This is a genomic window from Prauserella aidingensis, from assembly GCF_024171865.1.
Lineage (GTDB): Bacteria > Actinomycetota > Actinomycetes > Mycobacteriales > Pseudonocardiaceae > Prauserella > Prauserella aidingensis.
The window spans coordinates 105660-118769 of record NZ_JAMTCN010000010.1 but is presented as its reverse complement, the minus strand read 5'-3'; the positions used below and the strand labels follow the sequence as shown (position 1 = coordinate 118769).

The 13110-nt window shown below is 69.4% G+C and carries 13 protein-coding genes; 5 read left to right on the top strand and 8 right to left on the bottom strand.

Annotated features, from left to right (window positions below; all coding sequences use genetic code 11):
* Positions 1-166: 166 nt before the first annotated feature.
* Complete coding sequence (locus tag LY13_RS13010; protein ID WP_253828665.1) at positions 167-457, bottom strand: imine reductase family protein; 291 nt, start codon at positions 455-457, stop codon at positions 167-169.
* Here LY13_RS13010 and LY13_RS13005 point away from each other — a divergent pair.
* On the top strand, positions 438-806 hold the full coding sequence (locus LY13_RS13005; RefSeq protein ID WP_253828664.1) for a winged helix-turn-helix transcriptional regulator: 369 nt from the start codon (positions 438-440) through the stop codon (positions 804-806). The genes LY13_RS13010 and LY13_RS13005 overlap by 20 nt on opposite strands.
* Positions 807-849: 43 nt before the next feature.
* On the opposite strand, the gene LY13_RS25665 is transcribed toward LY13_RS13005, so the two are convergent.
* On the bottom strand, positions 850-984 hold the full coding sequence (locus tag LY13_RS25665; protein ID WP_301298890.1) for a hypothetical protein: 135 nt from the start codon (positions 982-984) through the stop codon (positions 850-852).
* 58 nt (positions 985-1042) lie between these two features.
* On the opposite strand from LY13_RS25665, the gene LY13_RS13000 reads away from it, so the two are divergent.
* Complete coding sequence (locus LY13_RS13000) at positions 1043-1999, top strand: endonuclease/exonuclease/phosphatase family protein (protein ID WP_253828663.1); 957 nt, start codon at positions 1043-1045, stop codon at positions 1997-1999.
* A gap of 34 nt (positions 2000-2033) precedes the next feature.
* Here the strand turns inward: LY13_RS13000 and LY13_RS12995 are convergent, their stop codons facing one another.
* The 4 genes from LY13_RS12995 to LY13_RS12980 form a co-directional block, all read right to left on the bottom strand.
* The gene (locus tag LY13_RS12995; RefSeq protein WP_253828688.1) at positions 2034-2747 is read right to left on the bottom strand and encodes a polyamine aminopropyltransferase; all 714 of its coding nucleotides are present in this window, start codon (positions 2745-2747) and stop codon (positions 2034-2036) included.
* Positions 2748-2837: 90 nt separating this feature from the next.
* Positions 2838-4997, bottom strand: a complete 2160-nt coding sequence (locus LY13_RS12990) for a HelD family protein (RefSeq protein ID WP_253828662.1) — start codon at positions 4995-4997, stop codon at positions 2838-2840.
* Between the two features lie 67 nt (positions 4998-5064).
* Positions 5065-6555, bottom strand: a complete 1491-nt coding sequence (locus LY13_RS12985; RefSeq protein WP_253828661.1) for a SulP family inorganic anion transporter — start codon at positions 6553-6555, stop codon at positions 5065-5067.
* 255 nt (positions 6556-6810) lie between these two features.
* Positions 6811-8058, bottom strand: coding sequence for an MFS transporter (locus tag LY13_RS12980; protein WP_253828660.1), 1248 nt, complete (start codon positions 8056-8058; stop codon positions 6811-6813).
* Between the two features lie 165 nt (positions 8059-8223).
* Between LY13_RS12980 and LY13_RS12975 the strand changes: the two genes are divergently transcribed.
* Positions 8224-8595, top strand: a complete 372-nt coding sequence (locus LY13_RS12975; RefSeq protein ID WP_253828687.1) for a MerR family transcriptional regulator — start codon at positions 8224-8226, stop codon at positions 8593-8595.
* 6 nt (positions 8596-8601) lie between these two features.
* Here the strand turns inward: LY13_RS12975 and LY13_RS12970 are convergent, their stop codons facing one another.
* Positions 8602-9486 carry a hypothetical protein gene (locus LY13_RS12970; RefSeq protein ID WP_253828659.1) on the bottom strand — a complete coding sequence of 295 codons (885 nt, stop codon included), beginning with the start codon at positions 9484-9486 and terminating at the stop codon, positions 8602-8604.
* Positions 9487-9637: 151 nt separating this feature from the next.
* On the opposite strand from LY13_RS12970, the gene LY13_RS12965 reads away from it, so the two are divergent.
* Both LY13_RS12965 and LY13_RS12960 read left to right on the top strand, forming a co-directional pair.
* Entirely contained in the window at positions 9638-11251 is a 1614-nt protein-coding gene (locus LY13_RS12965; RefSeq protein ID WP_372493823.1) for a peptide chain release factor 3, read from the top strand.
* A gap of 105 nt (positions 11252-11356) precedes the next feature.
* Positions 11357-12250 carry an LLM class flavin-dependent oxidoreductase gene (locus LY13_RS12960; RefSeq protein ID WP_253828657.1) on the top strand — a complete coding sequence of 298 codons (894 nt, stop codon included), beginning with the start codon at positions 11357-11359 and terminating at the stop codon, positions 12248-12250.
* Positions 12251-12270: 20 nt separating this feature from the next.
* On the opposite strand, the gene LY13_RS12955 is transcribed toward LY13_RS12960, so the two are convergent.
* Positions 12271-13110, bottom strand: coding sequence for a helix-turn-helix domain-containing GNAT family N-acetyltransferase (locus tag LY13_RS12955; RefSeq protein ID WP_253828655.1), 840 nt, complete (start codon positions 13108-13110; stop codon positions 12271-12273).

The window sequence follows — 13110 nt, the reverse complement described above, 5'->3', positions numbered from 1 at the left end:
CATGCTTCCGGCCGTGGTCCGGCCCTGCGCAGTACATCGGATGGCGGCTACCGGTTGTTATTCACCGTGTCCGTGTCGTCAGCGTTCTGTAATAATTTCGCCGCCTCCGTCGATCAGCGGCCCGCCGTCCGGCCGGAAGCCGCTCGCCGAGGAACGGTTGACACGGTCACCTCGGGAGAGTCCCCATGGCCGGCTCGGCGTGGTCGGGCTGTGGGCGCCACATGGTGTCGACGATGCGGCTGATCTCGTCCTTCCCGTACCCGGTCTGCGCGGCGTCGCGGACCCAGCGGAGCAGTTCGTCGAGGGCCGAGCTGTCGAGGCCGCGGTCCCGCGACGCGGAGGCCAGGTGCGTGAGCGAGGCGAGTACGGAATCGAGCGCTGACGTCGGATCGTCGTGCCGGCCGTATTCCACGCGGTCGGCCAGGTCGTCGAAGATCGTGACGGGACTGCACGCCACGGCCTCCGCGGGCGAGCCCGCCCACCGGGCGCCCAGCTCCAGCACCGGTTCCGCGTGGAAACCGCTGATCATCCGGGAGCTGGCCGAGCACGGCACGTTGCGGTTCTCCGAGCTCCGCCGTCGCCTGGAACCGATCACGGAGAAGGTGCTCCCGCAGCTTCGCGAACTCGAGGAGCACGGCCTCGTCTCCCGGACCGTCCACCCGGTCGTGCCGCCGCACGTCGAGTACGCCACCACGGAGTTCGGCGAGTCCCTGAACCGCGTACTCGAACCGCTCGGCGAGTGGGGACACGCGAACGCGGCCCGCATCGCCGAGGTTGCGGGCATTACCGTCCGATCGGGACAGTAGCGACCCTGCCACGGCTCCGGAGTGGACGCACCGTGGTGGAACGTCAGCGCGCCGCCAGTTCGGCGCCCGCGGGGACGGTGAGCGTGTCGCCGAGGTAGCCGTCCACGTCGCCCGTGCCGAGCGCGTTCAGCGCCCAGGAACGCCGTTCGTGGTCGACGACGCTAGCCGTCCGGACCACGGCTGCGGTTCACGTCGGCGTTGCCCCGCGGTTGCCCGGCGCTGTCACCGTCGCGCGTATGCGGATCGGCACGTGGAACCTCGAGAACCTCTTCCGCCCGGGCACCGGCGACGGCCCGCCGACCAAGAGCGAGTACGACGAGAAACTCGACGGACTCGCCGAGATGATCGGGACGCTGGGCCCCGAGGTGCTGTCGGTGCAGGAGATCGGTGACCCGGAGGCGCTCGACGACCTGGAGCAGCGGCTCGACGACCTGGAGCAGCGGCTCGACGGAACCTGGCGCACCGAACTCGCCGAACCGGACGGGCGCGGTATCCGCGTCGGTTTCCTGTCCAAACGGGCACTGACCAGGGTCGAGAAGTTCTCCGCCTTCCCCGCCGAACTCGGGGGAGCGCGGGTCGACGACGGCGGCGAGCGCATCGCGGCGACGGGACGGCCCGCGCTGCGGGTGCGCGTGCGGGCCGGTGGCCGGTCGATCGACGTCGTCGCGGCGCACCTGAAATCCAAACTGCTGACCTACCCGGGCGGCCGGTTCACACCGCGGGACGAGGGAGAGCGCGCCCGGTACGCCGTCTACGCCCTGCACCGCCGCGCCGCCGAGGCCGCCACCGTCCGGGCCGAGGTCGACGCGCTGCTGGACGGGGACGGGACGGACCGGGCCGTCGTCGTGGCGGGCGACCTGAACGACGAACCGCAGGCCGCGACCACGCAAATCCTGCTCGGCCCGGGCGGCTCGGAGTTCGGCACCGCGGGCTACGAGCGCTCCGACAAGGGCGATGCCCACCGGCTCTGGAACGTCGCGCCGCTCATTCCCGAGCAGCAGCGGTACTCGCGGGTGTACCGCGGCCGCCGCGAACTCATCGACCACCTGCTCGTCAGCCACGCCCTCGCCGACGCGGTCACCGAGGTCACCACGGGCGACGGCGACTCCCCGTCCGTCACCGATCAGCCCGGAGACCGCCGCGACGTGACCGCCTCCGATCACCGGCCCGTCGTGATGACCGTCAAGCTCTGACCGGCGGCAGCGGAGTTCTCGGGAAACCGGCCGGTCAGTGCGGAGAGCGGGCCAGGTAGACGGTGCTGGTGGCCTCGCTGCGCCGTAGGGGATTGTCGAAGGTCACGACCTCCGCGGTGACGTCCGTGAACTGCTCGTCGAGCGTCGCGGTGAACTCGTCGTCCGGCGGGTCGTCGGACCAGAGGGCGAACACCCCGCCGGGGCGCAGCCGCGCGCGGAGGGCGGCGAGCCCGTCGGGCAGGTAGAAGTCGGCGTGGCTCGGGTCCAGCACGTGCCGCGGCGAGTGGTCGATGTCGACGACGACGGCGTCGAACCGGCGACCCGGCTGCTCCGGGTCGAATCCCTGACCCGAGGAGACCATGGCGAAGAAGTCGCCGTGGACGAACCGGCACCGCGGATCCTCGGTGAGCTGTGTGCCCGCAGGCAGCAGGCCGCGTTCGTGCCAGTCGATCACCGGCGCGAGGGCGTCGACCACGACGAGGGACGCCACCCGGTCGTCGGCCAGCACCGCCTGTGCGGTGCAGCCGAGCCCGAGTCCGCCCACGGCCACGTCGAGATCCGCCCCGTCGAGCTTCGCCATGGCACGGCTGCCCAGTTCGGTCTCCGACACGGTGAAGAGGCTGGACATGAGGAACTCGTCGCCGAGCTTGATCTCGTGGACCTCGCGGTCGAGCGTGGGGTCGTGGCGTACCCGCAGCGACAGCTCGCCGATCGGCGTCCGCTGCCAGTCGAGTTCCTTGAAGCGCATGCTCACGTGCTCACCTTCGGTTGCGGGGCGGGTGTATAGCATCCCGCCCGCGTTGGGGGCGACTGTGCCCGGGCGGTGCCTGTGCCCGACTCAGCCGACCGGCTCCACCTGCCGGGTGACGGTGGCGACGTCGGGATCCGCCGTGAACGCCAGGAGTGCCGACAGCTGGTGCTCGTGGGTGAGGTGGAGTTCGTGCATGGCCCTGGTGCAGGCGATGTAGAGCATGCACCGGTCCATGTCGTCGGCGTAGTTGTCCTCGTCGGCGTCCGGAACGATCACGCGGTCGAACTCCAGGCCCTTGGAGATATGCGCCGAGGTGATGACGATGCCGCTGCCGAACGCCGTGCTGTCGTAGTCGAGCAGGGTCGCCTCGACACCGGCGTCGGTCACGGCGCGGTGCACGGCCTCGGCCTGGGCGACCGTCTTGCAGATGATGCCGAGCGACCGGTGGTCGCTGCGGGCGTGCCGGTCGATGATGTCGAGGATCTCCGCATGCTGGTCGTCGCAGGCGACGACCTGGGGCAGCGGGCCGTGCCGCTCGATGGGCTCCAGCTTGTCGTTGCGGGAGATGTTCTGGGCGAACTCGGTGATCTCGGCGGTGGAGCGGTAGCTCTTGCACAGTTCGAGGCGGTCCGCGGCGGGGAAGATGTCGTGGATCGTGGCCGGTGACGACGAGCTGAACGGGTTCACCGACTGGTTGGAGTCGCCGAGGATCGTCATCTGGCACGAGAACAGTTCCCGCAGCACGGCGTACTGGACGGCCGTGTAGTCCTGCATCTCGTCGACCAGCAGGTGGCGGATGTGGCCGAACGTCTCCTGCCGGGACGTCCTGATCATCGTGTAGATCAGCGGGAACACGTCCGAGTACTCGATTTTCTTCTTGGCCAGCGGTTTGAACATGGTCCGCCGGTCGCCGTCGGCCTCGTAGAAGGCCTTGTAGACGGCGAATGCGTCCTTGTAGGGCAGCATCGCCCGCACCTGCTTGCGGACACCGTTGGTGTCGGCCGCGCTCCATGTGCCGCCGCGGTCGCGCACCTCGTTCTTCAGCAGGTGCACCGCGGTGTCGGCCACGTGGTCGAGCCGCGTGAAGATCGGCATGGCCCTGGCGTCCGTGAACGCGTCGGCCACCCAGTCCTCGGACAGCCGCTTGCTCTTCTGCGCGATCTCGGCCGGGGTGAACTCGTCGGCGATGGAGGCGATCCACTCGTCGAGGCTCGCGACGAACTCGGGGATGGCTTTGAACCGCATGCGCTCGGCGGCCGCGTCGTCGACGCGGTCGAGGAGCTTGACCACCTGCTCGCTGAACGTCTCGTAGCCGGTGAGCTTGTCGAGGAACCTGCTCGCGATCCTGTCGAAGTCGATTTCGGCGACCCGCTCCTCGCCCAGTTCGGGCAGGACGTCGGCGATGTAGTCACCGAACACCTTGTTGGGCGAAAGGATCATGACGTTGTCGGAGGTAAGCGTGTCCTTGAAGCGGTAGAGCAGGAACGCCACCCGGTGCAGTGCGATCGACGTCTTCCCTGAGCCCGCGACGCCCTGCAGGATCAGCACGTCGGCGGTGTCGTTGCGGATCACCGCGTTCTGTTCGCGCTGGATGGTGGCGACGATGTTCTTCATGCGGTCGTCGGCCGACTGGCCGAGCTCGCGTTGCAGGATCTCGTCGCCGATGTTGAGCGCACTGTCGAACATGTACTCCAGGCGCCCGCCGGAGATCTTGTACTGCCGTTTGCGCGTGATCTCGCCGTGGGCGGTGCCCTTCGGCGTCTCGTAGGAGGCGGGTCCGGTCTCGTAGTCGTAGAACAGGCTGGACACGGGTGCCCGCCAGTCGTGGATCACGATCTCCTGGGTCTCGGGGTGCGAGAAGTTGTGTACGCCGATGTAGTGCGTTGCGGCGTCGTCCTCACCGTCGGTGTGGAAGTCGACGCGACCGAAATACGGCGACTGCAGCAGCTTCTCGACCCGCTTGTGCAACATCTGCGCGTGTTCGGTCATCTTGATCGACAGGTCGACCTCGCCGCGATAGTTGGCCTTCTCGGCGAAGTCCATGTCCCGGAGGTTGTCCCACAGGTGCTTCTTGCGGGCGTCGATGTCGCCCGCGGCCTTGTCGATGTCGGCGGAGAGTCGGTCCCGCTCCTTGCTCAGCAGGTTGAGCGTCTCGGACAGGGCGTGGTGTTCCTGCTCCTCGTCACTCGTGCGCGCGCCGGTCAACGCCACCTCCTGGCCGAACCGTGGATGGAACCCTTCCGTCACGTAAGAGTAGGACATCGGGTCGGGGCGAGCCATGGCCCGCCCCGACCCGACCGCACGGGAACGCCGGTCAGTGCGCCCCGCTCAGGTTGCCCGCCAGCGTGGCGTGCCGCTTCTCGCTGTCGTCGTTCATGCCGGTGATCGTGACCGTCGTGCCGCGTGCCTCGTACTTCGTCGTGATGGCGTCGAGCGAGGCGACCGTGGAGGCGTCCCAGACGTGCGCGTCGGAGAGGTCGATGACGACGTTCGACGGGTCGCTGGCGTAGTCGAACTGGAACACCAGGTCGTTGCTGGAGGCGAAGAACAACTGGCCCGTGACGTGGTAGATCTTCGTCGTGCCGTCGGGGTCGAGCACGCTCTCCACCGACACCAGGTGCGCCACCCGGCGGGCGAACAGCACCATGGCCACGAGTACTCCGACGACCACGCCGATCGCGAGGTTGTGGGTGGCGACGGTCACGCCGACGGTCGCCACCATGACGGTGGTCTCACTCTTCGGCATCCGCATCAGCGTCTTCGGGTGGATGCTGTGCCAGTCGAACGTCCCGACCGCGACCATGATCATGACACCGACGAGTGCCGCCATCGGGATGAGCCCGACGATCTGGCCGAGCGCGACCACGAGGATCAGCAGGAACACGCCCGCGAGGAACGTCGAGGCGCGCGTGCGGGCACCCGACTTCACGTTGATCATCGTCTGGCCGATCATGGCGCAGCCGCCCATGCCGCCGAAGAAGCCGGTGACGATGTTGGCGATGCCCTGGCCCCACGACTCGCGGGTCTTGTCGGAGTGCGTGTCGGTGATGTCGTCGACGAGCTTGGCCGTCATCAGCGATTCCATCAGCCCGACGAGGGCCATCGCGAAGGCGTACGGCGCGATGATCGTGAGCGTCTCGAACGTGAACGGGACGGCGGGCACGCCGAGGATCGGCAGGCTGTCGGGCAGGTCACCCTGGTCGCCGACCGTCGGCACGGCGACGCCCGCGCTCACGGTGAAGATGGTGAGCACGACGATCGCCACCAGCGGCGCCGGGACGGCCTTGATGAGCTTGGGCAGTCCGACCATGATCGCCAGGCCTACGGCGAGCAACGGGTAGACCTGCCACGGCACGTCGACGAGGTACGGCAGCTGCGCGGTGAAGATGAGGATCGCCAGCGCGTTGACGAAACCCACCATGACGCTGCGAGGCAGGAACCGCATCAGCCGTGCGACCCCCGCACCGGCGAGCAGGACCTGCAACAGCCCGCCCAGGACGACCGCCGCGAACAGGTACTCGACGCCGTACTCACGTGCCAGCGGGGCGAGTACGAGCGCGATAGCGCCGGTGGCGGCGGAGATCATGGCGGGCCTGCCGCCGGTGAAGGCGATGGCGACCGCCATGGTGAACGACGCGAACAGGCCGACCCGCGGGTCCACGCCGGCGATGATCGAGAAGGACACGGCTTCGGGGATCAGGGCCAGGGCCACGACCAGGCCGGAGAGGGCCTCGGTGCGCAGGATGCGCGGTGACAGCCAGGTCGGGCGGCCGATTTTCGGGCGCAGGGCAGCAGGAAGTGACATCAGCTTCTTTCGTGAGAAGGAGTGCGGAAGAAGAGAGAAAGAGAGGGAGCCGCGTCGACGGGGCTCGTACCGAACGAAGACGACTCTACCGTTACGTAAGGGAAGTATCGCGGGAAATGTGACCCACGTCCGATGTGATCTGCGCCCGGTTCTGTGGCTGTGCCGCCGGCCGTGGTGCAGACGTGCGCGTTCGTCGCGTCACCCCTTGGGGAGTCCGCGGCGCGGCCTGTGGCGTGAGGTGGCGTGTGAGGTGGTTCACCGCTGCGGTGGTGCCGGCGGTGGCGTGCGCACCAGAACGGCCGCGACCGCGACGGCGACGGGCAGTGCGGTCAGCATCAGGAGGATGGGGCGGTAGGTGTCGGCGGCGTCGTGACCGACGGCCACGAGCAGCGGGCCGAACGCCGATGCGCCCACGGTGATCGAATGCACGACGCCGCGGATGGCTCCGAGGTGGCCGAGTCCGAAGCACCGGGGGAACGCCACCGCCTCGAGGGTGCGGACACCGTTCGCGCAGGCACCGAGCGCGACGCCGTAGAGCACGGCCGTGAAGCCCGGGGTCACCCATCCGGCGCCGACGGTCGCCATGGCGAGCACGAGCATGGTCAACACGATCAGTACCCGGTCGGAGAACCGGTCGGCCAGCCAGCCGAGGCCGAACGTGGTGATCAGGCCTGCGATGGTCTGCGGCAGGAACGTGGCGGCGGCCTCGGTCGCCGTCAGGCCCCGTTCGCCCAGCAGGGAAACCTGATGGAAGTTCAGTCCGGTCGTGACGAGCGAGCACACGGCGACGCCCGCGGCGACGGCCCAGAACATGCCCGTGCGCATGGCCTGACCGCGAGTCCAGTCCACAGTGGGCAGTGGTCCGCGGTGGCGGTCACCCGGGTCCGTGTCGCGGGGCGGCGGGGGCGGTGTGCGGGGGAGCAGCACCAGCGCGGCGGGGATGACCAGCAGCCACACCGCGATGCCTTCGCCGATCCACACCGCGCGCCAGTCGGCGACCGCGATCAGTCGTTCGAGCAGTACCGGCGCCAGGGAGATCCCGGCCGTGCCGATGGCGGAGCTGAGGCCGATCGCGAATCCCCGGCGCCGGTGCACGTAGACCGCGACCGTGGTCGTCGCGACGAGGTTGAGCGCGCCCTGGCCGCCGACCCGGACACCGATGAACGCCGCGGTCAACCCGGTGATCTCGGCCGCGGCGCTGCCCACGACGAGGATGAGCCCGAAGCACGCCGCGATCGTCGCCATGATGCGACGAGGTCCGTAGCGATCGATGAGACGGCCCAGGAACGGCAGGACGACGGTTCCCGAGAGCGACCCGATCAGGTACGCGGTGGACACGAGTGACCTCGACAGCCCCAGGTCCTCGATGATCGGGTCGATGAACACCGACATCGCCGCCGTCTGCCCGGGAGCGGTCAGTGCCAGGGCCACCGCGGCGGCCGTCACCACCCGGGTCGTGTGGGTCCGGCCGGGTTGGATGGCGGTCTCGGCGGCGGAGGGCACGCGTGCGGGTCCTTTCGTCGATCGGGCGGCGGCTCGCGGGCGACCGCGACGGCCGGACACTTACGTAACGGTAATCTCGTGGGGACGCTGTCGTTCGTGTGGGCGGAGCCCGAGCCGGTTACGGTCGGAGCCTTGTCGAGGAAGGGGTGTGGTGTGGCCGAACACATGCAGATCGGCGAGGTGGCCGAGCGCACGGGGCTGTCGCTGCGCACCATCCGTTACTACGAGGAGGTCGGCCTCGTCGTGCCCAGCGCCCGCAGCCAGGGCGGCTTCCGGCTGTACAACGAACCCGACGTGGACCGGCTGCTGCTGATCATGCGCATGAAGCCCCTCGGGTTCCAGCTCGACGAGATGCGCGAACTGCTCGCCATCCTCGACGCGGCGCCTGGCGACCAGGATCCGGAGGCCAGGCTGCGCGAGTTCGCCGGGATCGCCGAGCAGCGGTGCGCGGAGCTGCGGTCACGGCTGAGCAATGCCGAGGAGTTCGCCGGCATGCTTCGGGAGCGGCTGGACGAACTCGCGCGCTCGCGCTCGTAGCGGCCGCTACGGACCCCGTTCCCGTGTCACCGCAGTGGTGGTGTGCGCTTCCTGCTTGCGGGCCGCATGGGTGTGCAGGTGATACAGCGGCCGTTCGGCCGGTGCGATGCGGTATCGCCCCGGCGGCAGCGTGATTCGGCGGTCGTCGACGGCGGCGGTAGCCGCGGCCTGCAGGTACACGAACTGCGTCTCCGGGGTGGCGGTGATCGTGTCGACCGGCCCCTCGGCGGCACCGGTGAGAACACCGTAGGAGCACGGTCGTACGAACAGGTGAGTGCAGTCGCGTTCGTCACCGGAGGGAGCTCGGCGGCGGAGCGGTCCGGGCAGGTGTGCCATCTCGAACACGGGCGTGGTGACGGCATGGGTGGCGGCGTCCGCGCCCTGGAGCATGACGGTGGGGGTCGGACGTAGGCAGCTGTTGACCCGGTTCGCCGATGCGGCGACGAAGCCGGGAAGCAGGACGGGCACGTCTCGCGCGAACGCGCACCGCTGTGCGTCGCGGGCCGCCGAGCGGTGGGTCGCGACGACGAGTCGCGTGTCCGGGCCGTGCTGTGCGGCTTTCGCGTGTCCCGACGTGACCGTTTCGACCTGCACGCCGTGATCAGCCAGGAGGGATTCGATCATCGGCTGCGCCGCAACGGTGCTCGGCGCGGTGTCATGGTGCAGTGCGGTGTCATGGTGCAGTGCGGTGCCGTCGTGCAGTGCTACGAGGTCGCCGGCGGCGAGTGTGACCGGAGGTGGGAAATCCCGCGCCGGTCCTCCGTGGGGTAGCAGGGCGGCGACGGCGGTCAGCAGTCCTCGCAGGAGTCGATCCGGCTCGGGGCCGGGACAGCTCCGGTGTCCCTTCGAGTCGCCCCGGCCGTGGTCAGCGGACATTGCCGCTGTGTTCACGATCCCGCACTCTGCTCCGTTCGCGCTCGCATGGACGTGGTTGGAGGTGGCCGTGGCCCGGCAAGCCGTCCGTTTCTCGTCGGGCCACTGCCACCCGTCAAAACATACCCTAACGTAAGGGTAGGGTTGAAGGTGTCGGTGTCGAACGATGATGGAGGCGCGCGTGACAGCCACGGACGGGGACCGCGACGTACCGCACGAGGCGCGGCGCAGGCGGTCGTTCGCCGTCATCAGCCATCCCGACGCCGGTAAGTCGACGCTGACCGAGGCGCTGGCCCTGCACGCACGCGTGATCTCCGAGGCGGGCGCCGTACACGGGAAAGCCGGCCGTCGTGGTGTCGTGTCGGACTGGATGTCGATGGAGCAGGCGCGCGGCATCTCGATCACGTCGGCGGCGCTGCAGTTCGAGTACCGCGACTGCGTCATCAACCTGCTGGACACGCCGGGGCACGCGGACTTCTCCGAAGACACGTACCGCGTGCTGTCGGCCGTCGACTCGGCGGTGATGCTGCTGGACGCCGCCAAGGGGCTCGAGCCGCAGACGTTGAAGCTGTTCGACGTCTGCCGGCACCGGGGCATTCCGGTGCTGACGTTCATCAACAAGTGGGACCGGCCGGGTCGTGACGCGCTGGAACTGTGCGACGAGCTGGTCGAGCGCATCGACCTCCAGCCGATGCCACTGACCTGGCCCGTCGGTGTGGCAGGGCAGTTCCGCGGTGTCGTCGACCTCGACGACGGTGCGTTCGTGTGCTACGAACGCACCGCGGGTGGCGCGACGGTGGCTCCCGAGTACCGCATGAGCCCGGATGACGCCGAGGCCGAGGTGGGGGAGGACTGGACGCGGGCCGTCGAGGAGGCCGAGCTGCTGACCTCGTCCGACGGCGAATTCGACGCCGCGCGGTACGAGGACGCCTCCGCAACACCCGTGCTCTTCGGCGCCGCCGTGCTGAACTTCGGCGTCCGCCGGCTGCTGGACCTGCTCATCGACCTCGCCCCCGCGCCGGAACCACGCTCGGACGTCGACGGTGTGCCGCGTCCGCTCGATGCCGAGTTCTCCGCGTTCGTGTTCAAGGTGCAGACCGGCATGGACCCGGCCCACCGCGACCAGGTGGCGTTCGCGCGCGTGTGCTCGGGCGTGTTCGAGCGCGGCATGGTCGTCACCAACGCCACGACGAAACGCCCGTTCGCGACGAAGTACGTCCAACAGGTCTTCGGTCAACAACGGTCCACAATGGATACGGCGTATCCGGGCGATGTGATCGGGCTCGTCAACGCCACGGCGCTGCGGGTCGGCGACACCCTGTACTCGGGCAAACCCGCGGTGCGGTTCCCCGGGCTGCCGCAGTTCGCGCCCGCGCACTTCGCCGTCGCCCAGCCCGCGGACCTGAGCCGGTCGAAACAGTTCCGCAAGGGTGTGGATCAGCTCGCGGCGGAGGGTGTGGTGCAGTTGCTCCGGTCCGATCTGCGCGGCGATGCCTCGCCCGTGTTCGCTGCGGTGGGGCCGATGCAGTTCGAGGTCGCCTCACATCGACTCGAGCACGAGTTCTCGTGCCCGGCTGTCCTGGACCGGCTGCCCTACAGCGCCGTGCGGAAACTCGGCGACTCGTCGCAGCGCAGCATCGTCGACGCGGGCAGGCGCAGCGAGGTCCTCGACCGCGCCGACGGCACCGAGCTGGCCCTGTTCGAGGACGAGATGTCGATGCGCGTGATGCTGCGTCAGCACCCCGACCTCGCACTGGAGTCGCTGCTCGCCGAAGGGGACTGACGCGCGAACCGGCTCCGGTCGACGAGGCGTGCGGTCGACACCACGTTCCGGACCTCCTGTGATGTCCGGGCAGGACGGCCGGACGTGACGTGTGACGGTAGTGGAATGCGCATCGGAATCGGCCTGCCCAACGTTCTTCCCGGGGTGACCGGGCCGCTGATGCTCGACTGGGCACGCCGGGCGGAGGAACGCGGCTTCGCCTTCGTGTCGACGATCGGACGGCTGACGTACCCGTCGTTCGACTCGCTCGTCAGCCTGGCGACCGTGGCGGGCGCGACGAACCGGATCGGGGTGCAGAGCAACGTGCTGCTCGCCCCGTTGATGCCGGAAGCCCTGCTCGCGAAGGCCGCGACGACCCTCGGTGCGTTCGCGGGTGATCGGTTCACCCTCGGTGTCGGCCTCGGGGCACGCGCGTCCGACTACGACGCGGTGGGCGCCGACTTCCACCGGCGGGGTGCGACGTTGGACCGGCAGGTCGAACTGCTCCACGGCGCATGGGCTGGGCAGGAGGTGCTCGACGGACAGCGGATCGGGCCCACACCACCGTCCCGGCCGGGGTTGTTGTTCGGCGGGCACAGTGACGCGATGGTGCGCCGCACCGTGCGCTGGGGCGACGGCTGGACCGGCGCGACCGGCGGCGTCGACCGCAATCTGCCGGTCCTGGAACGGATCCGCGACGCCTGGGCCGACGCCGGTCGCGACGGATCCCCGCGCTTCGCGGCTCTGGTCTACTTCGGACTCGGCGACGGTGCGGAGGGCGCCGACGTCGAACGGACCGAGGCGTACCGCAACCTCTCCGGGTACTACTCGTTCTTCGGACGCGAACGTGCGGACGCGATCGGGCGCGACGTCGTCCGCAGCGCCGACGAGGTGAGCGAGGCCGTCGAAACCCATCGCCGCGCCGGCTTCACCGAGGTCACGTTGACGCCCACCCTGCCGCGTCTCGACCAGGTGGATGCCCTCGCCGAGGCCGTGGCGCCGTTCCTCGACCGAGGCTGACCCCCCCGGCCGCCACCGGTTCAGTTCACCGGTGAGCGGCGCTCCAGGAAGACCGTGTCGTGCCACCGGCCGTCGCGGCGGGCGATGCGTTCGCGCACGCCCACGGTGCGGTAGCCCGCCGCGTGGTGAAGGGCGATGCTCGCGCGGTTCAGCGTGAAGATCGACGTCTGCAAGGTCCACAGGCCGGCGTCGTCCGCCGCCATGACCTGCTTGTGCAGCAACGCCTTTCCGATGCCGCGGCCGCGGTGTTCCTCTCCGATGTAGACGGACGTCTCCGCGACGCCGGAGTAGCACTCCCGCGACGACGCCGGTGTCGCGGCGGTCCAGCCGACGACCTCGCCGTCCAGTTCGGCGACCCAGCGATGGTCCGGCAGCCACGTGGCGTCGAGGCGTCCCGCGTCCGGCACGTCCGTCTCGAACGTCGCGATGCCGGAGGCGATGCCCTCGCCGTAGATCCGCCGCACCGCGGGCCAGTCCTCGTCGTGCAGCGCGCGCACGGTGACGTTGGTGGGCAGGTCCTCCGGGCAACACGGCCGCGGACCGAGTGCGCCCATGACGGCGTCTGCGGCGTGGGGGAGTCCGCTGCAGCACGCCTCGTTGACGGTGACGACCGTGCTCGTGCCCTCCTTGTGGGTCTCGACGAACCCCACGTCGGCGAGTTTGCGCACGTGGAACGAACACGTCGACTGGCTGGTCCCGAGCAGCTCGGTGAGTGCCCCCACCGTGATGCCCTTCGGGCTGGTGGCGACCGCGTGGAGCAGCCGCACCCGAACCGGCTCGGCGAGGCACGAGAACCACTCCGCGTACGTGCTCGCGTCCGCGGTGGGCAGGACCTGGGCTTGGCGCAGCGCGATCGGCAT

Excerpts from the sequence above, each read along its gene's own strand:
- LY13_RS13000 (WP_253828663.1), top strand. The coding sequence starts at position 1,043 with ATGCGGATCGGCACGTGGAACCTCGAGAACCTCTTCCGCCCGGGCACC.
- LY13_RS12995 (WP_253828688.1), bottom strand. The coding sequence starts at position 2,747 with ATGCGCTTCAAGGAACTCGACTGGCAGCGGACGCCGATCGGCGAGCTG.
- LY13_RS12985 (WP_253828661.1), bottom strand. The coding sequence starts at position 6,555 with ATGTCACTTCCTGCTGCCCTGCGCCCGAAAATCGGCCGCCCGACCTGG.
- LY13_RS12975 (WP_253828687.1), top strand. The coding sequence starts at position 8,224 with ATGCAGATCGGCGAGGTGGCCGAGCGCACGGGGCTGTCGCTGCGCACC.
- LY13_RS12965 (WP_372493823.1), top strand. The coding sequence starts at position 9,638 with ATGGAGGCGCGCGTGACAGCCACGGACGGGGACCGCGACGTACCGCAC.
- LY13_RS12960 (WP_253828657.1), top strand. The coding sequence starts at position 11,357 with ATGCGCATCGGAATCGGCCTGCCCAACGTTCTTCCCGGGGTGACCGGG.
- LY13_RS12955 (WP_253828655.1), bottom strand. The coding sequence starts at position 13,110 with ATGCCGATCGCGCTGCGCCAAGCCCAGGTCCTGCCCACCGCGGACGCG.